The organism is Microbacterium sp. zg.Y909, assembly GCF_024626565.1.
On sequence record NZ_JANJFJ010000010.1, the window covers coordinates 26,550 to 48,225 of the forward strand.

The 21,676-nt window shown below is 67.7% G+C and carries 21 protein-coding genes; 8 read left to right on the forward strand and 13 right to left on the reverse strand.

Translation table 11 applies throughout. The features are described 5' to 3' along the window. Positions 1-22: 22 nt before the first annotated feature. A complete protein-coding gene (locus NQ160_RS02005; protein ID WP_257513563.1) occupies positions 23-1,027 on the reverse strand; it encodes a helix-turn-helix transcriptional regulator in 1,005 nt (334 codons plus the stop codon). 100 nt (positions 1,028-1,127) lie between these two features. On the opposite strand from NQ160_RS02005, the gene NQ160_RS02010 reads away from it, so the two are divergent. Continuing rightward, entirely contained in the window at positions 1,128-1,595 is a 468-nt protein-coding gene (locus NQ160_RS02010) for a VOC family protein (protein ID WP_257513564.1), read from the forward strand. A 45-nt stretch (positions 1,596-1,640) separates the two neighbouring features. Here NQ160_RS02010 and NQ160_RS02015 read toward each other — a convergent pair whose 3' ends face one another. Further along, positions 1,641-1,778 (reverse strand): hypothetical protein, encoded by a 138-nt coding sequence (locus NQ160_RS02015; protein ID WP_257513565.1) that lies wholly within the window; start codon positions 1,776-1,778, stop codon positions 1,641-1,643. Positions 1,779-1,870: 92 nt separating this feature from the next. After that, positions 1,871-2,182, reverse strand: coding sequence for a hypothetical protein (locus NQ160_RS02020; protein ID WP_257513566.1), 312 nt, complete (start codon positions 2,180-2,182; stop codon positions 1,871-1,873). Positions 2,183-2,507: 325 nt separating this feature from the next. Here NQ160_RS02020 and NQ160_RS02025 point away from each other — a divergent pair, with 325 nt between their 5' ends. Further along, entirely contained in the window at positions 2,508-3,122 is a 615-nt protein-coding gene (locus NQ160_RS02025; protein WP_257513567.1) for a hypothetical protein, read from the forward strand. A 59-nt stretch (positions 3,123-3,181) separates the two neighbouring features. Here the strand turns inward: NQ160_RS02025 and NQ160_RS02030 are convergent, their stop codons facing one another. Further along, positions 3,182-3,946, reverse strand: coding sequence for a hypothetical protein (locus NQ160_RS02030; RefSeq protein WP_257513568.1), 765 nt, complete (start codon positions 3,944-3,946; stop codon positions 3,182-3,184). A 154-nt stretch (positions 3,947-4,100) separates the two neighbouring features. Between NQ160_RS02030 and NQ160_RS02035 the strand changes: the two genes are divergently transcribed. Further along, on the forward strand, positions 4,101-6,995 hold the full coding sequence (locus NQ160_RS02035) for a helix-turn-helix transcriptional regulator (protein WP_257513569.1): 2,895 nt from the start codon (positions 4,101-4,103) through the stop codon (positions 6,993-6,995). Between the two features lie 9 nt (positions 6,996-7,004). On the opposite strand, the gene NQ160_RS02040 is transcribed toward NQ160_RS02035, so the two are convergent. Beyond that, positions 7,005-7,277 carry a DUF4242 domain-containing protein gene (locus tag NQ160_RS02040; protein WP_257513570.1) on the reverse strand — a complete coding sequence of 91 codons (273 nt, stop codon included), beginning with the start codon at positions 7,275-7,277 and terminating at the stop codon, positions 7,005-7,007. A 384-nt stretch (positions 7,278-7,661) separates the two neighbouring features. Between NQ160_RS02040 and NQ160_RS02045 the strand changes: the two genes are divergently transcribed. Both NQ160_RS02045 and NQ160_RS02050 read left to right on the forward strand, forming a co-directional pair. Then, positions 7,662-10,502, forward strand: coding sequence for a cell wall-binding repeat-containing protein (locus NQ160_RS02045; RefSeq protein WP_257513571.1), 2,841 nt, complete (start codon positions 7,662-7,664; stop codon positions 10,500-10,502). An 82-nt stretch (positions 10,503-10,584) separates the two neighbouring features. Next, positions 10,585-10,749, forward strand: coding sequence for an ester cyclase (locus NQ160_RS02050; RefSeq protein WP_257513584.1), 165 nt, complete (start codon positions 10,585-10,587; stop codon positions 10,747-10,749). On the opposite strand, the gene NQ160_RS02055 is transcribed toward NQ160_RS02050, so the two are convergent. From NQ160_RS02055 to NQ160_RS02075, 5 genes are all read right to left on the reverse strand, one after another. Then, positions 10,727-11,665, reverse strand: coding sequence for a CPBP family intramembrane glutamic endopeptidase (locus tag NQ160_RS02055; RefSeq protein WP_257513572.1), 939 nt, complete (start codon positions 11,663-11,665; stop codon positions 10,727-10,729). The genes NQ160_RS02050 and NQ160_RS02055 overlap by 23 nt on opposite strands. Before the next feature lie 66 nt (positions 11,666-11,731). Next, positions 11,732-12,148: a GNAT family N-acetyltransferase gene (locus NQ160_RS02060; RefSeq protein WP_257513573.1), complete on the reverse strand. Its 417-nt coding sequence runs from the start codon at positions 12,146-12,148 to the stop codon at positions 11,732-11,734. Between the two features lie 49 nt (positions 12,149-12,197). Further along, the gene (locus NQ160_RS02065) at positions 12,198-13,070 is read right to left on the reverse strand and encodes an ABC transporter permease (RefSeq protein ID WP_257513574.1); all 873 of its coding nucleotides are present in this window, start codon (positions 13,068-13,070) and stop codon (positions 12,198-12,200) included. Continuing rightward, a complete protein-coding gene (locus tag NQ160_RS02070) occupies positions 13,067-13,981 on the reverse strand; it encodes an ABC transporter ATP-binding protein (protein WP_257513575.1) in 915 nt (304 codons plus the stop codon). The genes NQ160_RS02065 and NQ160_RS02070 overlap by 4 nt, the downstream gene beginning before the upstream one ends. 104 nt (positions 13,982-14,085) lie before the next feature. Beyond that, entirely contained in the window at positions 14,086-14,259 is a 174-nt protein-coding gene (locus tag NQ160_RS02075; protein WP_257513576.1) for a hypothetical protein, read from the reverse strand. Between the two features lie 968 nt (positions 14,260-15,227). On the opposite strand from NQ160_RS02075, the gene NQ160_RS02080 reads away from it, so the two are divergent. Further along, entirely contained in the window at positions 15,228-17,513 is a 2,286-nt protein-coding gene (locus NQ160_RS02080; RefSeq protein WP_257513577.1) for a hypothetical protein, read from the forward strand. 22 nt (positions 17,514-17,535) lie between these two features. On the opposite strand, the gene NQ160_RS02085 is transcribed toward NQ160_RS02080, so the two are convergent. Next, positions 17,536-18,252, reverse strand: a complete 717-nt coding sequence (locus tag NQ160_RS02085; protein WP_257513578.1) for an NAD(P)H-binding protein — start codon at positions 18,250-18,252, stop codon at positions 17,536-17,538. Positions 18,253-18,339: 87 nt separating this feature from the next. Beyond that, complete coding sequence (locus NQ160_RS24825) at positions 18,340-18,480, reverse strand: helix-turn-helix domain-containing protein (RefSeq protein WP_257513579.1); 141 nt, start codon at positions 18,478-18,480, stop codon at positions 18,340-18,342. Positions 18,481-18,562: 82 nt separating this feature from the next. Between NQ160_RS24825 and NQ160_RS02095 the strand changes: the two genes are divergently transcribed. Beyond that, positions 18,563-19,087 (forward strand): hypothetical protein, encoded by a 525-nt coding sequence (locus tag NQ160_RS02095; RefSeq protein ID WP_257513580.1) that lies wholly within the window; start codon positions 18,563-18,565, stop codon positions 19,085-19,087. A 10-nt stretch (positions 19,088-19,097) separates the two neighbouring features. Then, the gene (locus NQ160_RS02100; RefSeq protein WP_257513581.1) at positions 19,098-19,607 is read left to right on the forward strand and encodes a hypothetical protein; all 510 of its coding nucleotides are present in this window, start codon (positions 19,098-19,100) and stop codon (positions 19,605-19,607) included. 99 nt (positions 19,608-19,706) lie between these two features. On the opposite strand, the gene NQ160_RS02105 is transcribed toward NQ160_RS02100, so the two are convergent. Further along, positions 19,707-21,676: helix-turn-helix domain-containing protein (locus NQ160_RS02105; protein ID WP_257513582.1), on the reverse strand; the 1,970-nt coding region annotated here is incomplete at its 5' end.

A 21,676-nucleotide genomic window follows, 5' to 3' on the forward strand; every position in this document is an offset into this window, starting at 1 on the left:
CGCGGGCGGGTGAGGGCAGGCGTCAGGTGACCGGCGGCGTTCCGCCCGCCGCGGCGTACCGCCCCGCCAGCCGCGCGAACGCCTCCGCCAACTCGGGCGGCTCGACCACCTCGATGTCGGCGTCGAACCGTCCGAGCGACGCCGCGAGCGCGACCCACGACCACGACCCCGCCGTGTACCGACAGCGGTCCGGCCCCAGCGCCTCGACCACACCGTCGCCGGCGAACGGCAGCACGGCGTCGACGGGCAGGTGCAGGATGACTGTTCCCGTGCACGGCCACCCGGCGCCGTCCGCCGACCCCATGAACCGCCCGGCCACGAATGCCGCCGCATCGCCGCCCGGCACCTCGCGCGGCGCGAACGCCAGCCGCGTCGGGGCGCGCGGCGTGATGCGATCCGCGCGGAAGATGCGCCAGTCCTCCACGTCGAGGTCCCATGCGACGAGGTACCAGCGGCCCTGTGACGCGACGAGGTGGTGCGCCTCCACCCGGCGCGGACGCGGCGGCTCGGCATCCGGAGCCTTGCCGCCGGATGCACGCGGGCTCGCGTAGTCGAACCGCAGCACCTCGTGCGCGCGGACGGCGCTCGACAGCGCGATGAGCACCTGCGGCGACACGGATGCCGCGGGGCCGTCGCCCGGGCGGGGAACGGTGGTGAAGGCGATGGCATCCAGCCGCTGGCGCACCCGCGACGGCATGACCTGCCGCACGGTCGTGAGCGCCCGCAGCGCGGCCTCTTCGATGCCGGCGCCGGCGACGGTCGCCGCCTGCAGGGCGACGGCCAAGGCCACGACCTGGTCGTCGTCGAACAGCAGCGGGGGCAGCTCACTGCCGGCCTCCAGTCGGTATCCGCCGTCGGGGCCCATGGTCGCGTCGATGCGGTAGCCCATCTCGCGCAGGCGCTCGATGTCGCGCCGCACGGTGCGGTGACTGATCTGCAGTCGGTCGGCGAGCACGGCGCCGGGCCAGTCGCGTCTGCTCTGCAGCAGTGACAGCAGTTTCAGCAGCCGGGAGGTTGTCGTCGTCACGCCTTGACTCTAGGGGGGGTGGAGGACCAAAACAGTCCTCTACTGCTGCGAGAGTGGGCGCAGCCGGGACGGACCCGGCGACATCCCTACAGGAGCAGACATGAGCATCACCACGACCACCCACCTGAACTTCCGCGGCGACGCCCGCGTAGCCCTGGAGTTCTACCGCTCCGTGTTCGGCGGCGACCTCTCCATCGCCACCTACGGCGACTTCGGGATGCCGCCCGAAGCCCCCGGCGCCCAGAACGTCGTGTTCGGGCAGCTCGAGAGCGAGAACGGATTCCGGGTCATGGCGTACGACATCCCGGGGGAGGGCGGCGGTTCGGCGGCGAACGTCGGCAGGACGCGGCGCGAGAACGGCGTGACCCTCACCGACCAGCCGTTCTTCCTGTCGGTGCGCGGCGACGCGCTCGACGAGGTGCAGGGCTACTGGGACGCGCTCTCGGCCGGCGCGTCGATCGTCGAGCCGCTCGCCGCCTCGGCCTGGAGCCCCGGCTTCGGCATGCTCACCGACCGCTTCGGCGTGACCTGGATCCTCGACGTCGCCGCCTCAGACAACGGCCACTGACGCTGCGGGAGGCACGCGCGTGCGGTGTGCGTGTCTCCCCGCCGTTCAGCGTCCGGAGGCCGCAGCGCGCTGCGACCGCACCCACCCGAGAAACGCCTCGATGGCATTCGCCGCAGCCCGTGCCCGCACCGACGCGAACAGGTCGAAGCTGTGCTGCGCGTGCGGCAGCTCGGCGTGGATCATCGGCGCCGCCGACCGCTCGCGCACGGCATCCGCCACCGTGCGCGCGAGCCCGGACGGGAGAGCCGAGTCCTTCGCGCCCGTGTTGGTGCTCGCTAGACGCCGTGCGCTTCGCCGCCGACCGCGGTCGCAATCTGCGGTGCGATCTCGGCCGAGTTGGCGATGCCCTCGCTCGAGTTCAGCGTCAGAACAGCGTTGCCGTAGGAGACGTAGATTCCACCGAAGGAGTCGCTGGCCTCGCCCCAGGTCGCGAGCATTTCGGCATCCGGGAAGACGTTGATTCCGGCTTCGAAGCCGTTAACAGTGATGTCGAACCGTGCCTTAGCTCCCGACAAGCCGACTTCTGCCCGAACGGGCTCTGAGTGCGCGATCCCCAGCTCATCGAGTGCCCCGACGAACGCGGCCACAGAGGCTTCGATATCGGACACCGGCTCGGTGGGAGCTTCAGATTCCGCGGGAGCGTTCGACTCCGCGGGAGCCGACGCTTCTGACCTCGCGGTCGTTGCTGTGTCCGCGGCGCTTCCGCCAGCGCAGCCGACTAGCGCGAGCATCGCAATCAGCGAAGTGGACGCGGCTGCTGCGGCAGTTCGGTCCTTCATAGGAGAGCCTCTCTGCTGGTGGGTGAAACTCGAGCGTATCCACAGCCACGGACGTCGCCGCGCTCCGAAGCCTCAGAGATGGCTCGGAAGGACCCCTTCTCGGGTTTCTTACCGCGCCCACCATACTGAACGCATGAAAGCGGAGCAGGACGGACCCTCCGAACCATCGGACTGGGTTCGTTTGGGACGAGTGGACTGGCGATTCGTCTTCATCGTGGTGGGGCCGTTGTGGTTGCTGGCGTACATCCCCGTTGCCGTTGCTCGCCTCTTCACCGACGTACTCGCATTGCAGCTGCTGCTCGGGTTGGCGGGCTTTCTTGTGTTCGCGGTGGTCACACTGCTTGTGATGTGGGTGAGAACCCCGGGTGTGTGGGCCAACGTTGCCGAACAGAAGCTGCGCTCAGGTCGGAGAACCGTCAATTGGGCAGACCTGTCCACAGCCGAGTTGGTACTCGTCAGTCAGAATCGTCATGGCGGACGCACGCTGCTACTCGTGCTACGCGACGCCGCAGGCACGCGATTCCCGATCATGCTTCGGCGACGCGAGAAGCTGGCGTTGACGGCTAGTGAGGCCGCTGTGGCCCGCGCGGTCATCGAGGCATCCTCAATCGCCATGCCCCGGGCGAAGGAAGATCCGCGCGGTGACTTCTCCCGTTGGAACTTCCCGTCGAACGTGTCGAAAGCGGATGCAGTGCGCTTGGTCTCCCAGCCGCCGACGAAAGATGAGCTGCTCCCTATCCCGCAGTGAACCGACCGTGCGCGGCTGCGGCGATCGGACGAGGTGGATGCCGCGTAGGCACCTCGGGCTCATTCGGCCGACGCGTCGGCGGCTTCCACCAGCAAGCTGGCGCCGGCGACAGCAACGCCGTCGGACGCACCGACGACATCGACATCGAGGGTGTAGTCACCATCGCCACGGAGGTTGGGGATCCAGATGTCGACGCTGGCGCCGTCATCGGCGGTGGGCTGCAGCCGGGCTCCCAGTCGACTGGCATCCCAATGGGCGCTGACATCCGCACCGCTGAGTGACCAAGTCACCAGCAGCGGCACCCCGGCGATCCCCTCGGCGGCGACATCGACGGTGACGGTGTAACCGAAGGGATCCACGGAGTCGTTCACTTCGACAGCGTCGACCTCCCGCAGGACCGCCGCGAGATGACTTGCCAGCGCGCCGGCGGCTATCGCCCTGTCGTAGGGATCCATGGGGGAGATGTCGTGAGCGGTGGCCGTGGGCATGGGCGACAACGCCATGGCCTCCTCCTTCGTCAGCCGGTACGGTTCCAGACGCTCGTCGTACACCGCCGCGCTCGGCGTCGCCGCCAGGGGATCCGGCAGCGGCACGTCGCTGATCTCTCGGGGACCGTCGAACGCATTTCTCACCGGAAAGTCGAACTCGTGCAGTGTCGATTCGCCGGTGAGGGCGAGGTCGAGGCTGGCGGCATCCTGCGCCTGGCCGGGGCTCGTGCACCCGCTGAGGCCGACGACGGCGATCATTCCGGTGGCGATACCCGCACTGATGACGAGTGTGTTCTTCCGCTGCGGTCCAGTCGGAGTTGTGCTGTTGATGGACACGATCCACTTCCTCTCGAATGAGCGTGACCTGATACGGGCGACGCTAGGCGTGAGGGGCTGACCGCCACATGACATGAAATGCCCATTTCGACGCGGCGTTCGAACCGCTGATGCGGGGATCGACGTGAGCCGGTGGCGGGCATATGTTGGCCGCATGCGGGCCTGGAAACCACCGCTCTTGCCCCGCGCATGGCGCAGCTCCGATCAGCCGCCGTTCGTCGCGCGGGAAGAGGAACTGGATGCCGTGGTCTCGGTGTGGCCCGACGTGGTGAGCGGGGCGGTGCACTGCGTCTTCGTCACGGGAGAGCCGGGAGTCGGCAAGACCAGGCTCATCGCCGAAGCAGCGACCCGGCTCAGCGTGCACGGTGCCGCCGTCTTCGCAGGCTCGTGCGTCGCCGAGTTCGGTGCGCCGTTCGAGCCGCTCGACGCCCCGTTGCGCAGGCTGCTGGACCTTGTCCGGGGGGCGACGGCGACGGATGCCGCCAGCCGCTTGATACGCCAGGCCATCACGGCGGACCGCGCAGACCCCGGGCCGGAGGCACGGGACCCGGGCGATCAGCACCGGCTGGCGACGGCGATCGTCGGTCTGCTGGGTGAGGCCGCCGAGAGCCGGCCCATCGTGATCATCCTGGACGATCTTCACTGGGCCGATGAGGCCGCGCTGCGGCTGCTGCCCAGGATGATCGCCGGGCTCGAGGACAGCTCGGTGCTGCTGCTCGGCGGAGTGCGTTCCACGCATCCGGACCGCTCAGCGGTCGTGGACCGGGTCCTGGCGAACCTCTCGTCCTTCGAAGGAGTGCGGCGCATCTCGCTGCAGACGCTGACGCCGGACGAGGTGCTCGCCTATGTGCGCACCCGGTCGACGGCATCCGACGCAGACCTGCTCGAGGTGGCAACGCGACTGCGGTTCTTGACGGGAGGCAACCCCTTTCTGCTGCGCGAGGCGTGGCGCTATGCCGGTGACATCGCCGGCCCCGATGTCGCCGGCATCTCCTTGCCCGAGTCGGTCAACGATCTGCTGTACACGAGGCTGGACACGATCGATCCCGCGCAGCGCCATCTTCTCGAGGCAGCAGCGGTGCTGGGCATGGACGTGGTCGCCGACGAGTTGGCCGCGATCTCCGGGGAACCGGCCGAGACCGTGCTGGATGCGCTCGAGCGGGCCCTGGCGGCGGGACTGCTCGAAGCGCCCCATGGCGCAGTCGACGACCTGCGCTTTCCGCACGCGATCGCGCGGCAGGCGGTGCTCGACGGCATTCCCGCGCGAGACCGGCCGGCGCTGCACGCACGCGCGGCCGCGATGCTCGAGCAGCGGGCGCCCGCCCCCGCCCGGCTGACGCAGCGGCTCGCCTACCACTACGTGCATGCCCTCGACCTGGGCTTTCGGGACGAGGCGGTTTTGTACACGGCTGCGGCGGCGGAGCTCGCGGCATCCAGAATCGCGTACGAAGAGGCGGCGCGACTGTTCGAGCAGGCGGCGGACCTGACCCAGTCGCCGAGCCGGCGCGACGAGCTGCGCCTGGCGGCAGCGCGCAACTGGCGACTCGCGGCCGACTTCGCCCGGGCGCGCGCGCTCGCCGAACAGGTCTGCGCGCTGGGCGCTCCGCCGGATCAGCTGCGCGGCGCCATCGAATATGAGGAAGCGACCTGGCGGCCGGGGATCCACGGTGCGCGGGCGGTGGAGCTGCTGATGCGTGCCCTGGACCGTTCGGGCGAATCCGGTACACGTGCGGAACGGGTCGAAGCGCTCGCGGCGCTCGCGCGGGCGACGTCGTTCTCGGGGCGCCTGGACGAGGCACGGGTGCGGGCGGCAGAGGCCACTCGGCAGGCTCGCGCGCTCGGTGATGCGCAGCTGCTGTTGCGGGTGCTGCGGACGGCATATCTTCACAGCTTCCGGCCCCAGATCCTCAGAGAGGCGTACGACCATGCCGGCGAGATCTGGACAGTCGGCACCGCGCGTGCGACCAGCCCGGCGGACATCGGCGAGTGGTTGTATGCCGCCCCCAACTATCGGGCCGCCGCAGCGTACGTCCTCGGCGACAAAGGCGGACTCGAACAGGCCGAGACGGCCCTGATCGCGGCAGCGGCGCGCGCGGGAAGCTACTGGCAGTACTGGCGCGACTGCGTCGACTACGGCCGCCACTTCATCGCCGGCCGGCTGGAGGCAGCAAGAACCGCATACCGGCGGGCGGCACGAGCCGAAGCGGCGTTCCTGTCGGATGCGCGGTCCAGCGTCGCCGCGCAGCAGCTGTACATGATCAAGCGAGAACTCGGACAGCTCGCGCCGGTGCGCGGGGTCATCACCGGAACCGAATCACCCCACGAGCACTGGGCGCCCGGGCTGCTCGGCCTGTACACGGAGTTCGAGATGAGGCGGCCGGCAGCGAGGATGCTGGCGTGGCTGCTGGATCAGGATGCCGCGGTGCGGCACGAGTCCGCGGAGTGGCCGGCCATGCTGGCACTGCTCGCGGAGGCTGCGCTGTTCCTCGAGGACCGGGACGCGGCGGCGAGGCTGCGACCCCTGATGCTGGAGTACGCCGGTCTGAACCTCATGTCGGGCTACTTCGTCTCGTGCTTCGGCTCGGCGGACCGCTACCTCGGACAGCTCGATGGCCTGCTCGATTCCGGCGATCCGCAAGCTTCGTTCGACGCCGCGCTGGCGCTGGACGATCGGCTCGGCGCCACTCTGGATGCCGCCCACACCCGCACCGCCCTGGCCCACTGGCTGATCTCTCGCGATGCCCGTTCGCGGGACGCGCTCGTCCTCGCCGAACGCGTGCGGGCGGACGCCACAGCCGCAGGCTGGGCCCGCGTGCTGCACGCGGTCGAGCGGGATGCGAGGCTCCGTGGTCGCGCCGACGGGCTGACACCCCGCGAGATCGAGATCCTCCGTCTGATCGATCAGGGCCTGACCAATCGCGCCATCGCCGCGCAGCTGTTCATCAGCGAGCACACCGTGGCCAACCACATGCGCAGCATCTTCACCAAGACCTCGAGTTCCAACCGATCCCATGCCGTCCGCTACGCCCGAGATGAGGGCCTGATGTGACGGTGCGCACTACTCCGCTTCGATGAGGTGGCCATTGGGCATGACGCGGCCGGCGACTTCGATCACGCTGTCCGCAGGGAGGCCGGCCCGCTCGGCGGCGGCGCGGATCGCCTCTGCCGAGGGCGCCTCGTAGAGACAGTAGGTCTTGGTGCGGTCGAGCGAGAGATAGGAGAACACCCACCGAACATCTTCTTCATCGTTGATGAGGTTGATATCGTCCGCGGCATCCACGGGCAGGGCCACCGGTTCGGCGAAGGTTCGCTCGATGACGAAGTACGGCATGCCATCACCACCTTGGATGTGGGGTCAGGGAGTGCTCGGTGGGCTCAGCCTACTCACGCTGCGGCGGGAGACAAGCAGCACTGTGCCACGACCGAAACCACTGCCGATCCGGGTGGTAGATGTCGAGCAGGTGCGCACGCCCGCCCGCCGCGTAGGCGACATTGCGCGTGCGCGCCACCCCGGACGCATGCCGCTGAAAGGGCAGCAGGATGCCGCGCCCCACCGGTCAGTACCGGCGCGGAGCTGGGGCATCGGAGCACCCTCAGGAGCGCGGCCAGGAAGAGGGACAAATTTCATCATCACAATGTCGCGGGGCGTGGATAAGCTAGCCGATAATCGGGGAAACCGGCTTTGGTGCTCACCGTTCTAGGGGAAGGACGGCGAATGCGCGCCGCCTATGTGTTTGCCACCGTTTCTGCGCTGATCCTGGGGGTGCTCGGTGGCGCCGCGCCCGCGCCCGCATCCGCGATGCCGACCGATTGGCCCCGTACCGTCGCGGTTTCAGAGGGAGGGCGGAATGCCAGCGACCAGAACGTTGCGATCGCGGACGATGGCAGCATGATCGCCGTATGGAGCAGCTTCGACGGAAGCACGAAGACGATCCAGTCCTCGATTTCGCGCGACGAGGGTGTGTCGTGGACTCCGCCTACGAACATTTCGGTGCCCGGTATCGACACTTTTCGGTCTCAGGTGGTGATCTCTCCAAAGGATGGCCGCGTCATGGCCGTGTGGGGAACTTGGGATGGGTTCTACAACAGGCTCCAGGTGGCGACTTCCACGGACGGGGGTGCGACCTGGGGGGTCCCCGTCGACCTTCCTACGGGCGACGCAGACGACCCCCGGGTCGCGGTCACGGATGAGGGGACCTTCGTGGTTTCGTGGACGCGGATCGTCGCTCCAGACGGCTATCAAGTCCAGATTTCGACCTCCAACGATGGTGGTGCGTCTTGGGCTGCCCCGGTGAGTCTCTCTATGGCGGGAAAGCCGGCCTATGACGCACAGATTGCCGTCACTGCGACGGGATCGATCAGCGCCGTGTGGGCACGCAACAACGGTTTCCGCCCGATCATTCAAAGTTCGACTTCTCACGACGACGGCGCGACGTGGACCGCACCCGTCGATATCTCGGAGCCCAGCGTGTATGCAGTTGTGCCGATGCTGGCGGCGCATGGCGGCGAGACAATGACCGCCGTATGGCAAGGCAATGACGGTTCAGCATCGTTCGTTCAGGCTTCAACCTCACGCGATGCCGGTGCGACGTGGAGCGATCCGGCCGTTCTCTCCGAGGATGGCCGAGACTCGTTCAACCCCCAGCTGGCTGCGGCGGGCAACGGAAACGTCGCGGTCGTTTGGTCCGGACGAAGCACCGGACGTGACATCATCTCGAGCTCCGTCCGGGACGCAGGGAGCGGGACCTGGAGTGCAGCGTCAGGCGTGTCGGGAACCGGGCGCAACGCGTCTTACCCGCGCATCGCGGGAACTGGAGACGGCAAGCTCACCGTCGCTTGGTTCGACGGGACCGGGTTCGAGACCGGCACCATCCGCGCAGCGGCGTCCCTCGACGCCGGCGCGGCATGGAGCATGCCGTTCGACCTCGGCGCCAGCGGGAAGATGGCGGAGTACCCGAGCGTAGCCATCTCACACTCCGGCCGCGTCGTCACCGCGTGGAAAGCAGACGAAGGCGGCCATGAAATTCTTCGGGCGGCGACTTTTGCCTCTGAAGTATCTCAGGTGACGCTGCGGACGGCCTGGGTCAGCGCAGCGGCCGGTGACCGCTCGACCATCAGCCTGAACAACCGGGAGGTGGGGAATTCGCGGGCTTCGGGTGCGAACGGGCCGGATCTCGGTAGCACGGTGACCCACGCGGTGCCCGTCGGTTCAGTAGTCACGATCTCGCAGAGGCTTTCGGACAGCAACGCGGCGAAGTACAGCGCTTCCGTTTCTTGCGATCACGGAGGTGCCGTTGCCGATGGCGGTACCTTCACCGTGACTTCAGCCGATGTCCTCTGTACCTTCACCAACACGCTTATACCGGGCGTATTCGTCACTGGGACCCCAGTTGTATCGCAGGGTTTGCCAAGCGTGGGCGAATCGCTCACAGTGGCGGTCGGCGACTGGAGTCCTCAGCCGTCGTCGTTCACCTACCAGTGGCTGCGAGACGGGGCGAAGATCAGCGGCGCGACCCAGTCGTCGTACACGGTTCGTGCAGCGGATCTCGGTTCCGAGCTCAGTGTGGTCGTTACCGGTGCGGCAGAACGGTACACACCCGCCTCCGTGACGTCTGCGCCTACTGCGGCAGTATCTAACGGTGCGGTGTCAACAACCCGCCTGTCGGGATCAGACCGGTACGCAACCGCGGTCAGTATCTCGCGGCAGTTCGAGAGTGCAAGCCGGGTTTATCTCGCGACGGGAGAGGGGTACGCGGACGCGCTCGGTGCTGGACCGGTCGCTGCACGGTTCGGCGCGCCACTGCTGTTGACACGTAGCGGGAGTCTGCCTCCGAGCGTCAAGACGGAGCTCGAGCGGCTTCGACCGCAACGAGTCGTAATCGTGGGCGGGACCGGTGCCGTCTCGGCAGCAGTCGAGAGAGCAATCAAAGCGCTGCCATTCAAGCCAACGGTTCAGCGTATCGCCGGCGCTGATCGCTATGAAACGTCGCGGAATCTCGCGAAAGCCACCTGGGCAGCAAGCGAGCTGGGTACTGCCTACTTGGCGACTGGGTCCGACTTCCCTGATGCGCTATCGGCCAGCCCCGCCGCGGCACACTTTGATGGTCCTGTCGTGCTGGTTCGGGGGACATCGCCGGCAATGGATGCGGGAACATTGAGTCTCTTGAGATCCCTCGGGGTGGACAGCGTCGAGATCGCAGGCGGAGCCGGGGCAGTCAGCGCCGGGATCGAACGCGAACTGCGGACGATACTCGGCGCTCAAAACGTCGCTCGCAACGGCGGTGGGGATCGGTACGCGACATCTGTGACTGTGAATGAGAAGGCGTTCGAGTCTGCAGAGGTCGTTTATCTCGCGACGGGTAGTGGGTATGCGGATGCACTCGCTGGCGCTGCTCTCGCCGGTAAGAACGATGCGCCGCTGTACATCAGCAGAAGGGATTGCATCCCACGCGAAGTCACCGCGGCAATTCGCGCGCTTGGCTCAACGCGAGTGGTCCTGCTGGGAGGGGATGGAGTGCTCAGCTCTGGCGTCGCCAAGCTGAAGACGTGCGGCTGAGACGCGGTCGTCGCCGATCACACCCGACGTCGGGCACCCTCCCAAAGTCGAGGAGGACGGTCGCGCTGTCCCGGCCGCACATCTGCGGGCGAGCGGCGCCCACCAGGGTCTGTTCCGGGGCATCGCGCCCACCCGTCGTCACGTCAACGTCGCCGAGTTTGCCATGTACCGCGTGGTGAGCGGCCGCATCGCCGAAATGACCGGCAGCGGCGACAGCGAGCTCCTCAGCCAGCTGCGGGGAACCTGACCGGCAGCGCGTCGACCCGCCCCGCGGCATCCACAGGCGTCCGCACCGCTCCCTTTCCCCGCGTCCGCACCCACACCACCGCGACGGCGATGACGATCACGGCCATCGGCGCCAGCGTCTCCACCGAGGCCACGCCCGCCGACCGGTCGTACGCAGTGGCCATGTCCACGCGCAGCGCGACGTCGAACACGAAGTTCACCGTGTTGAACATCGCGTGCAGCACGATCGCGATCTCAAGTCCTCCGGTGCGCCAGGTGATCAGCGACAGCCCCACGGCGAAGACGAGGTACCAGGCGTTCAGCCACACATCGCTCGAGAGGTGGACGATGGCGAAGAGCACGCTTGAGACGACGATGCCGAGCACGAGTCCCGCCCGCGCCCCGCGCGCCCAGCCGCCGGCGACGCGGAAGATCAGACCCCGGAAGCCGTACTCCTCACCTGCGCCCTGCAGCGGCGTGAGCAGGATCGTGGCGAGCAGGAACCAGAGCACATCCGTGTGGCTCCAGCTGGCCTCGGGCAGCGGTGACCAGTACAGCACGACTGAGACGATGCTCCACGCCGGAACGACGAGCAGCAGCGCCTTCCCGAAGGTGTCGAACCTAAAGCGCGAGAACACCGAGTGCAGCGACGCGCCCTTCACGCCGTAGAGCCACCGCTGGATGAGCATGCTCCACGGGGTCAGCAGCGCCACTGATGCCATTCCCGCCGCGTGGAGCAGAGGCGTATATGCCGCACCGCCGTCCTGCTGAACCGGGTAGACCATGACCGCGACAGCGGCGAAGAGGATGTTGAGGAAGAACATCCCACCGATCAGCAGCACGATCGCGAGGATGCCGCGACCGATGCGCCGCTGGTCGCCGGCGAGCACGCGGTGGTATTCGAGCCCGGGGGCGAGGGTGTCGGTCTGGGCGGTCATGGCGGGTCCTTCTTTCATGGGAATGAGCGTGTGGCATCCACTGGACACCGTGTGCTCACCACAGGGTCAAGCGCGGTCGGCACCGGCCGCGCGCCCGGAGCCCCCGACCGCGCGTTTCACGAGATCGATGTCCGCCAGCCGGGGCGTGCGGTACGCCCCACCCTCGGCGACGTACTCCCCGCCATGCCGCGTGAGGTGGCGGGCGAACAGCGGGCACACCGGCACGACGGTGACGCCCTGGCGGATGCTGTCGGCGAGCGCCTCGCGCAGCAGCAGCACGCCGAAGCCACGGCCGCCGTACGCCGGGTCGACCTCGGTGTGGAAGAAGATGCGCTCGGCGCGTCCCTCTGGCGCGTCGATGAAGTCCGCCCGTCCGGCGACGCGCCCGTCGGCGGACGTCGCGATGTAGCTGCTGATCCGATCCCCGATAGCGAGGTGCACCGTCGCGGTGTCGCCCGTACCGGTCGTTGTCTCCTGGGTCATGTCCTTCTCCTTATCTGTGGTGAGGTTCCGAGATCGTGGTCGGCGAAGATCAGGCATCCCGGCGCTTGAGCAGCACCGCTGCGGCGGTGAACAGCACGACCACCCAGGCGACGAGCACGAGCCCGCCCTGCCACGGTTCGGTGAGCCAGCCGGCGGATTCCGGTGCGAGAAGGTCCACCCAGCTCTGCTCGGTCGGGTAGGCGAAGAGCATGCTGCCAGCGGTCGAGGGCAGCAGCATCGCGAGGTTCTGCGCCCACCCCGACGGCGCGAAGCCCAGCACGAGGGCGAGCACGAGCGGCGCCGCCAGCACAACGCCGAGCGCAACGGCGATGCCGCCGGCGGTGTTGCGCAGGAGCGCTCCGATGCCGAACGAGATGAGCCCCACCAGCACGAGGTAGGTCACGCCGCCCAGCAGCGCCAGCCAGTACTGCGGGTCGTCGAGGGCGACGTTCAGGCCGTCGGCCGCGAACAGCGCCGCCGAGACCGGAGCCGTGATCGCGAACGCGACGGCGCTCACGACGAAGGTCGCGACGGCGAAGACGAGCGCTTTGGCGACGAGCGCCGGCACACGCTTCGGCACGGAGGTGAGGGTCGAGCGGATCATGCCGGTGCCGTATTCGCCGGCGATCATGAGCACGCCCAGCACGCTGACGATGAGGGCGCCGACGTCGGTGCTGACCATCACGGCGTACACGGCCATGTCCTGCACCGCGTCTTGGGTGGGAACGGCCTCGACGCCCTCGAAGCTGAGCGACGCGGACATCTGCGCCCCGAACCCGACGGTGAGCACCACCAGGATCGCGTAGGCCCACCAGGTGGAGCGGATGCTGCGGAGCTTGATCCACTCCGCGCGCACCACACCGGTGAAGCGCAGATCGTGACCGACGGGGGAGGGGGCGGGGTGCGTGGCGGTGGTGCTCATCGGGTCGCCTCCGTGCTGCGGTATTCGACGTCGTCTCGGGTCAGCTCCAGGTAGGCATCTTCGAGAGACCGGGCCACGGGGGTGAGTCCGTACACGACGATGCCGGCGGCTGCGGCGATCTCGGCGATGCGCGGCGCGGTGAGCCCGATCACCGACACCAGGTCGTGTTCCAGGGGCGTCACGGTCGCACCCTCCGTTTCGAGCAGGCGGGAGAGCCCGACGACCCGCGGCGTGCGCACCTGCACCGACTCGCCCTCGGTGCCCGCGAGGATCTCGCTCACGGGAGCGTCGGCGACGATGCGTCCTCGGCCGAGGATGATGACGTGGTCGGCCGTCTGCGCCATCTCGCTCATCAGGTGCGAGGAGAGGAAGACGGTGCGCCCCTCCGCCGCGAGGCTTCGCGCGAACCGGCGCACCCACACCACGCCCTCGGGGTCGAGCCCGTTCACCGGTTCGTCGAGGATCAGCGTCGCCGGGTCTCCCAGCAGCGCCACGGCGAGCCCGAGCCGCTGACCCATGCCCAGCGAGAACCCGCCCACGCGCTTGCGCGCGACGGAGTCGAGCCCCGTGAGCGCGATCACCTCGTCCACGCGCTTGGGCCCGATGCGATGCGTGGCTGCCACCGCGAGCAGATGGTTGCGGGCGCTGCGCCCGGGATGCATCGCCTTGGCATCCAGCAGCGCTCCCACCTGATGAAGCGGGTCGCGATGCCGGGCATAGGGCATGCCGTTCACCGTCACCGAGCCGGATGACGGGTGGTCCAGTCCCATAATCATGCGCATCGTCGTGGATTTGCCCGCGCCGTTCGGGCCGAGGAACCCGGTCACGATTCCGGGGCGCACGGTGAAGTCGATGCCGTCGACGGCGGTCTTCGCGCCGTAGCGCTTGGTCAGGGAGTGAGCTTCGATCACTGAGGTGCTCCAGGTTTTTCTGTGTCCGAGGACGCCGTGCGGGCGGGGGCCGAGGCGGCTCCCGCGGGGGCCCACCCAGTGGACACCGTGTGGTCGGCACAGGGTCAAGTGCGGGCGCGATCGCCCATGACCGATTCCGGGTCGGCGACCTCGACGCGGTGTCCTTCTGACCTGAGTCGGTACACGACCTCGCGCAGCATGCGGCGGGATACGTCGTCGATGGACGACACCATGCCGAGGTCGAAGACGAGTCGGTGCTCGGTGGGCGCGGTGTCCACGACCTCGCCCCGCCAGGCTGTTCATCCGCCGCCTGCAGCGACACGGCAATGAGTCGCGGCCACCGCATCAGACGCGCTCCCACACGGGGAGCCAAGCGAAGCGCCTGGCGGGCCTATGGCGCTGACGGCGAGCGACTCAACCGCACCATTCGGAACGCATGGTCTTCTCTCGACAACGGCGATGTGCTACCTGCGTAGACCGGGTCGGGGTAGAGCGTCCCGGGCTGGATCGCGCTGGATATCGCAGCGACGACCGTGACCGTCGCGCTCACCATATGGAAAGGTCCGATCGGGCGGAAAAGGGCGAGCTGAAGATGGGACAGCGCCTAATATTGATCGAAGTAGCCGCGTCATTTGGGGAGGCCCGCGATGCTCCGACGCATAGCCCATGTGGAAATCACCGAAGGTGGCGAAGTGCGGGGAGAGGGCCAAGGTGGCACTGTCTACGGGCTGACCTTGCAGACGGGTCCCGGCCGAGCGTGGACGACGAGCTGCGGAACCTGTGCTGCTAGATGGTTCACGTACAATCGCGATCGTGCAGTGAAGCGGCTGCGCGACCATTGGCTAAGCGCGCATACTCGCCCAGTTGACACGCCGGTTCCGAGGTAAAGCGACCCTGCGTGGCTGTTGAAGGATCCGCTAAGGAGCTGCGTCGCGACTGCACGATTCGCGCTGGGTTGACGCGGGTCTTCTGCTGTGCTGACAGCGGGCGCCCACATCCGCCATCGCCAAGCTAGAGATCTGTGGCCCAAGCGCCATCGTTGAGCGAAGATACTCTGAGTGGAGTGCCCGCGGCGCGGCGGCGGCCCGTGGGTCAAGCGCTAGCGGTCCGTGACAACGAACGAGTCGTGGGCACTGCGCGGGATATGCCGCCTAGCTCGAAGTGAGCAACCGCCGAACGGTCGCGGGTTGCCTTCCTTTCTCCCCTGCTTCCGGCCCCCGTCGGAAGTGTCCGATACCGTGACGATGTGGACACCGCGATTGTCGGCCTGATCATTTCTCGAGACGTGTTGCTCGAGGCCCAGCAGCCTCTCGAGCTGGGCGCCGGACTCAACGTCGTATACGGACTCAACGGCGCCGGCAAGTCCCGGTTACTCGCCGCGATTGAGAATGCGCTCCTCGGGGCTGACGGTGCCACAAATGTTGCTCTCGTCATTCGGATTCATAGGGACGGCGAGGAGGAGGTGACCACAGAAGAAGGAGCGCTGGCACAGATTCGCGCGTACGGACGGACGCCGGCGCAAGCGATCGCTGCTGCGCTCGCGACGCCACGCGATTTTCCGTTGGAGGATCGCGAGTTCGCAGCGCCTCTTGATCAGCGGAGCCCTCGCCCCGGCGCGGTACGAGAGCTGCTCGACGAATGGGTGCGAGCGCGTGCTGGTGAAGGTACTCCGGTTGCTAGTGAGATCAGCAAAGATAGTCTCTTCTTGCTCGCGCCAACGGGCACGAGATCCGTGCCCTCATGGAACGTCTGGCCAGTGGCAGACATGCGAAAGCCTGAAGCCAGCGCGGCACTGAGGGAACTGGACGAGTTCCATGAGCGCTATGCAAATATGCTGGGTGACAATCCGGACATGTTGGACGCGCACGGGGATCTAGAGGACGCCGCTTCTAATTCCCCGCTCTTCGCGTCGGAGTGGAACGAGATTTGGTCCCTGGGGCTCAATCGTCATTTGCTCGAACCGACCCCACTGATGGCATACCAGGTCGGAGAGCACAGTGCCGATCAGGTGGAACCAGTCCGTGTGAGCGGAAAGATCGACTTTGGGCTCGAACTAGTTGATACCTCTCGTGAAGCAAACGATGCCACGCGTGCCCACTTTGGTGTGCTTCATTCCTATCTGTCGTCCGCGGCCGGAGGGGAGGATAAAGCGGCATTATCTCTCCGGACTTTCCGCGAAGGCGGGATCCGTCTCTTGGACCCGGACGTCCGAGAACGACTCGTCGCCGACGCGGAGCCCGAAGTCGATTGGAGTCATGAGCTCAAGCGCTTGTTCCCGGCACACGAGGAAGAACACGATTCTGGGGTGGACATCACTGCCGTCGAAGCAGTGATGAAGGAGGTGACATCGGAACTGGAGGTCCGCGTGAACGCCATCCTCCAGTCGGTGTTGCTTGACGCGCCAGCAGCGTCCTTGCATATCGAATCGCCGTTCTTGCGATTCGTGAGAGAACCGCTGGTATGGAAGTTCGGGCGCAGAAGCCTGCGGCTACGCGACCTTTCGCGAGCTGAGCAGCTCTGGGCCTCGCGCGCAATTCACGAGGCGATTCACGCTCAAATGCGGGACCTCGCTCTTGGTGAGTCGGGTAGCCGAACCACAATGCTGATCGTGGATGAGCCCGAGGCTGCGCTCCATCGCGGAGCGGAAGCTCACATGGCCGCGACGCTACGGCGCCGCGCGTGCGATGACGTGATCCTCGTCGCGGCAACACATTCTCCCGAGCTCCTTGACGCACCCGAGGGACGTGTGATCGAAGTGAAACGAGGGGGTGGATCCCACGGCCGATCGCTCATCCATGAACTAGACCAGTCCGACAGGACGACTCTCGCCGAACTCGGCCTGATGCCTAGCGATCTTCTTCGCTGGCCTCGCGTGATCCTCCTCGTAGAGGGGGAGCACGACGATGTCCTCCTAGACCACTTTCTCGGCGATCGCCTGCGCGCCGCTCGGGTACGTGTGCTCCCGCTTCACGGCGGATCAAAGCTGCCCGGAACCGTCGACAGTCAGGTGCTGTTCGAGCACACCGACGCGCACGTGGTGGCGGTCCTGGACAACATGCGCGCAGCGAGACTGAGAGAAGTGTGGGAGCGCGCGGTCGATCTCGCTGCGAGGGGTGAACCGATGAAAGCCAAGGCCGCCGTCCTCGACGGGCTTCCCGACGACAAGAAACGCAAGGGAGACGAAGCCGGATACATGCGATCCTGGCTCACTAAGGCTATAGACGCTGGGCTGGCGTCGCGGGCGACCCCCTACGGACTGGAGGAGGTTGACATCATTCGGTACCTCTCGGTGGCCGAAATCGTCCCGGACGCGGAAAGCTGGGACGAACTAGACAAGCAGCATCAGGACGAACTCGCAGCCGCACGCCCGGACCGGCGCCCGCCGACCGATTTTAAGAAGTGGCTTGCCGTGCGGAGAAAGGTTGACATTAACCCTGCGGTGCTGCGCCGAGCGGCCGACAGAACCTCTCTGCCACGCGACTTTGCACGACTAATGAAGATGCTCGAAGCGCTGAGTGGAGAGGTCCGCTAGCACCGCGCCCGTGGGCGCGTCGTTACGCGAGTTCAACCTTTCGGTGCGGACGATCCTCATTTCCTGAGTCAGGTCCATCTCCCTGTCTGGCGGGACGCGCGGCCCGCACCGCCTGCGCGATCGGGGTCGCGCCCTGGGTGAGTTCGAGGATCTGCCGGGAGATGCGCGGTTCGTGGAGGATCTCGGCGAGGGTTGCGGCGACGTCGGCGCGGGGGATCTCGTCGTGCGGCTGCGCGGGCCCGAGCGCCACGGTGCCGGTGGCGGGGTCGTCGGTGAGCAGCGACGGCCGCAGGATCACCCAGTCGAGCTCGCTCATGCTGACCGTCACGTCGACGAGCTTCTTCACCGCGAAGTAGAACTCCTCGTCGGCGCTGAGGTTCTGCCCTCGGCCCGCCTCGGGCAGCACCGATACCAGCACCAAGCGCCGCACCCCGGCGAGCGACGCGGCATCCAGCGCCGTCACCACGCCTTCGCCGTCGATCGCGACCGTGACGTCGCGGGCGCCCGCGTTCGAACCGGCGGTGTAGACGACGGCATCCATCCCCGTCAGAAGGGATGCCAGGTCGTCGGCGCTCAGGGAGGCCAGGTCGCCGACGCGCGTCTCGACGCCACGGGCCGCGAGGTCGGCGCGCTGCTGCTCGCGGCGCACGAGACCCGAGACGAGGTCGCCGCGGTCCAGCAGCTCCTGCGCCAGCAGGCCGCCGATCGCGCCGCTGACCCCGATGATGAAGACCCTCATGCACCTGCTCCCTTCCGTCGAAGACGACGTAGGGCGAAGCCGACCCCGTGTTCCCGGCACCGGGTCAAGAGAGGGTGCGGACGCGGGTCAGGCCAGCGGCATGTCGCGCAGCTGCCGACGAGAGGTGATGCCGAGCTTGCGGAAGATGCTGCGCAGGTGCGCCTCGATCGTGCGAGGGCTGAGGAACAGCTGCGTGCCGACCTCGCGCGACGTCGCTCCGGCGTCCACCAGCCGGGCGATATGCAGGAACAATCTGCCCGGTTGGCGTTGTTGGCGGCCTGCGGACAGCCAGGTCGATAGGCTCAGGGCCATGACGACCGGTAAGCCCAAAGACACGCGGCCGGTCCTCCGCTTCCGACACTCCGAGCTCGTGCTCGGCCCGAAGGTTTGGGCGGGATGCGTAATGGCAGCTCTTCTGATCGGGCTGGGTGTTTGGGTTACTCCGGCTAACGGCTGGGCGGGCGTGGGTATCGGAGTTGCTGGCGTGCTCGGCGCATTGCTCGGAGCATTGTTTCAGACGACCCCGCGCGAGCGGGACTTCACCGCAAACGGAGCAAGCGCCGTGCGCGGCCTGCTCGTGATTGCCGAAGAGGTGGAGAACGCGCAGCTGCTGGCGACGCAGCTCTCGCAAGCGGCAAACCCGAAGAACGGGCGCGTCTCGCTCGGCCTGGTGGATGTGCAGGATCGGCTTCAAGCCGTGCGCGTGGCGCTTTACACCTCCATGGCGGAGTGGAACTCGGTGGCGCCTGGGTCTCTGGATGAGGTCAACCGTCTACGTGGCGAGGGGCAGAAGGCATTCGCTCTTCTGGCGAAGCAGGCTGAAGAAAATGGATGAGGAGCAATACATGGACGACGCGATCGAATTGGCAGAAGTTGTCGATCCGGATGAGCGCATCTACGGGAAGGTCGCAGAAGTCGTCAGCGATCGAGAAGTCATTCTTAATCGCGGGAGCGAACACGGTGTACATGTGGGCATGTACTTCGCGATCCTCGACCCGTCCGCCGTGGGGATCACGGATCCGGACACCGGCGAAACGCTCGGCGACATCAAGATGGTGAAGATCGTGGTCCGCGCGATCGAGGTGGCACCGAAGCTCACGCTTGCCCGAACATTCCGCACGCGACGAGTCAACGTTGGCGGCACCGGTGCCCTCGGCTTCGGTGCCATCGCTAGAGGTATGCAGGAGCCCGAGTACGTCGAGAAGGTCGAGAAGCTGACCCTCGACAAGAACTCGCCCCGCAAGATCGATCCCAAGGACTCGGTCGTTGGTCGTGGAGACCCATTCGAGTCTGCGTCGCCCGAAGAGGTCGAAGACGTGCGGTCAATCACGGTCTGGGAGGAACCCAGCTACTGAGCGGTGTCGGCGGCTAATTGCTCCCTTCGTCGAAGACGACGCAGGGGAGAGTCCACCCCCGGTTCCCGGCACCGGGTCAAGCGGGGGCGTGAACGCAGGTCAGGCCAGCGGCATGTCGCGCAGCTGCCGTCGGGACGTGATGCCGAGCTTGCGGAAGATGTTGCGCAGGTGCGCCTCGACGGTGCGGGGACTGAGGAACAGCTGCGTGCCGACCTCACGTGACGTCGCCCCCGCGGCCACGAGCCGGGCGATGTGCAGCTCCTGGGCGGTGAGTGCGTCGGTCGGCTGTGCGGTGCGCTTCTGCGGGTGCTCGCCCGTGGCGCGCAGCTCGCGGGCCGCGCGGGCGGCGAACGCCTCGGCGCCCATGGCCGTCAGCATGTCGTGAGCGGAGCGCAGATGTTCGCGGGCATCCTGACGCCGGCCTTCGCGGCGCAGCCACTCGCCGTAGACGAGGTGCGTGCGGGCGAGGTGGGTCGCCATGCGGCTGCGCGCGAGGTGATCCAGCGCCTCGCGGTAGTGGTCCTCGGCGGCCGGACCGGTCGTGGTCAGCGCCCGGGAGCGGGCGGCGAGTCCGAGGCCCCAGGGGGTGCCGGCGGCGTTCGCGCGTGCGGTGAGCTCTGCGAGTGCTTCGGTCGCGCTCTCCGGCTGGCCGGAACGGCTGGCCGCCTCGACGAGTTCGGAGTAGATGAGGTTGTTGTACTTCAGGCCTTCGCATTCGATGCCCCGTGCCGCGGCGCTGTGTGCCGCCGCGTAGTCGCCCGAACCGTTGTGCAACACCGCCAAGGCGTACCCGGCAATGGTCATCTCGGCGCTGCGCCCGCGGGCGGGGCCCGCCAGGCCGATCATTGAGGTGATCTCCGCGGTCTCTCCGGCATGGCCGCGCCACGCAGCCAGGATGAGGCGCGCGTGGAGGTGGAGTCCGGCCTTGGTGGCCGCTGCGGCCTCGGTCTGCTCGGCCGCCCGGGTGAACTCACCGGAGAGCACGAGCATGACGGACTGGACGAGGAGAGCCGCGGGGAGCGTGGCCAGCGCGCCGGCTTCACGGGCCGACCGCATATGGTGCGCGCCGAGCGTGAAGAAGAGGTCCTCGTCGAAGACCGTCATCGCCGTCCGCGCCGCGAGCCATCCCCAGCGGCGGATGTCTGCGTCGGCCGCCGGGTCACCGCTTACGCCGTCGCAGAATGCGGTCAGCGCCTGCCGCAACTCCGGCACGCCCGCCGCGTGCCCCCGGGTGAACGTGGTCACCAGCCCGTCGAGCAGCAGATCCGCCGGTCGTGGTGGCCCAGGGGGGACGGGTGCCCTGCGGGCGGCCTCAGCCACGTCCCGCACCGCGGAGCCCATCCCGGGGTCGCCGGTGCTGATCGCGGCGTCGAGTGCGTCGAGGTAGGTCTCGCGTGAGAGCGCCGGATGCAGGCGGGCAAGGCTCTCGGCCGCCTTCAACAGCATCACCGCCCCCTCACCGTCGCGTGCGACGTGGAACGCGATCCGCGCGCGCAGCAGCTCGACGCGGGCCCGCTGCAACGCGTCGAGCGGCCCCGCGGCGGCCATCGCCAGCAGTTCGGATGCCGCTTCGGACGAACCGGCCTCGTGCTTGGCATACGCAGCTTCCAGCGCCCGGCGCGCCCGGGCGCCCGGCTCCGGAGTAAGCGTCGCCGCCTGCGCCATGAACGCCGCCGATGCGGCCAGCCCGCCGCGGGCACGTGCGCGACCCGCCGACCGCTCCAGCTCGGCGGCGGCATCCTCATCGGTGCCCTGTACCGCCTGGGCGCGGTGCCAAGCGCGGCGGTCAGGGTCGGTGTCGGGGTCGGTGGCGGCCGCCAGGGCGTCGTGCGCGCGACGCACGTCGGGCGGCGGCGCATCACGATAGACGGCCGAGCGTACGAGCGGATGCCGGAAGGTGACCCGATTGTCGACAACCAGCAGCCCGGCGGCCTCGGCAGGCGCGAGGGCGTCTTCAGCGACGCCGAGCTGCGCCGACACGCGGCACAGCAGCGCCGCGTCTCCGGTGGGGTCCGCTGCCGCGGCGAGCAGCAGCAGCTGGGTGTCGGCGGGCAGGCTGCGGGATCGGC

What these genes read in the sequence shown, in the direction of transcription:
- NQ160_RS02010 (WP_257513564.1), top strand. Translation starts at nt 1,128, where the DNA reads ATGAGCATCACCACGACCACCCACCTGAACTTCCGCGGCGACGCCCGC.
- NQ160_RS02015 (WP_257513565.1), bottom strand. Translation starts at nt 1,778, where the DNA reads ATGATCCACGCCGAGCTGCCGCACGCGCAGCACAGCTTCGACCTGTTC.
- NQ160_RS02025 (WP_257513567.1), top strand. Translation starts at nt 2,508, where the DNA reads ATGAAAGCGGAGCAGGACGGACCCTCCGAACCATCGGACTGGGTTCGT.
- NQ160_RS02035 (WP_257513569.1), top strand. Translation starts at nt 4,101, where the DNA reads ATGCGGGCCTGGAAACCACCGCTCTTGCCCCGCGCATGGCGCAGCTCC.
- NQ160_RS02040 (WP_257513570.1), bottom strand. Translation starts at nt 7,277, where the DNA reads ATGCCGTACTTCGTCATCGAGCGAACCTTCGCCGAACCGGTGGCCCTG.
- NQ160_RS02045 (WP_257513571.1), top strand. Translation starts at nt 7,662, where the DNA reads ATGCGCGCCGCCTATGTGTTTGCCACCGTTTCTGCGCTGATCCTGGGG.
- NQ160_RS02055 (WP_257513572.1), bottom strand. Translation starts at nt 11,665, where the DNA reads ATGACCGCCCAGACCGACACCCTCGCCCCCGGGCTCGAATACCACCGC.
- NQ160_RS02060 (WP_257513573.1), bottom strand. Translation starts at nt 12,148, where the DNA reads ATGACCCAGGAGACAACGACCGGTACGGGCGACACCGCGACGGTGCAC.
- NQ160_RS02065 (WP_257513574.1), bottom strand. Translation starts at nt 13,070, where the DNA reads ATGAGCACCACCGCCACGCACCCCGCCCCCTCCCCCGTCGGTCACGAT.
- NQ160_RS02085 (WP_257513578.1), bottom strand. Translation starts at nt 18,252, where the DNA reads ATGAGGGTCTTCATCATCGGGGTCAGCGGCGCGATCGGCGGCCTGCTG.
- NQ160_RS02095 (WP_257513580.1), top strand. Translation starts at nt 18,563, where the DNA reads ATGACGACCGGTAAGCCCAAAGACACGCGGCCGGTCCTCCGCTTCCGA.
- NQ160_RS02100 (WP_257513581.1), top strand. Translation starts at nt 19,098, where the DNA reads ATGGACGACGCGATCGAATTGGCAGAAGTTGTCGATCCGGATGAGCGC.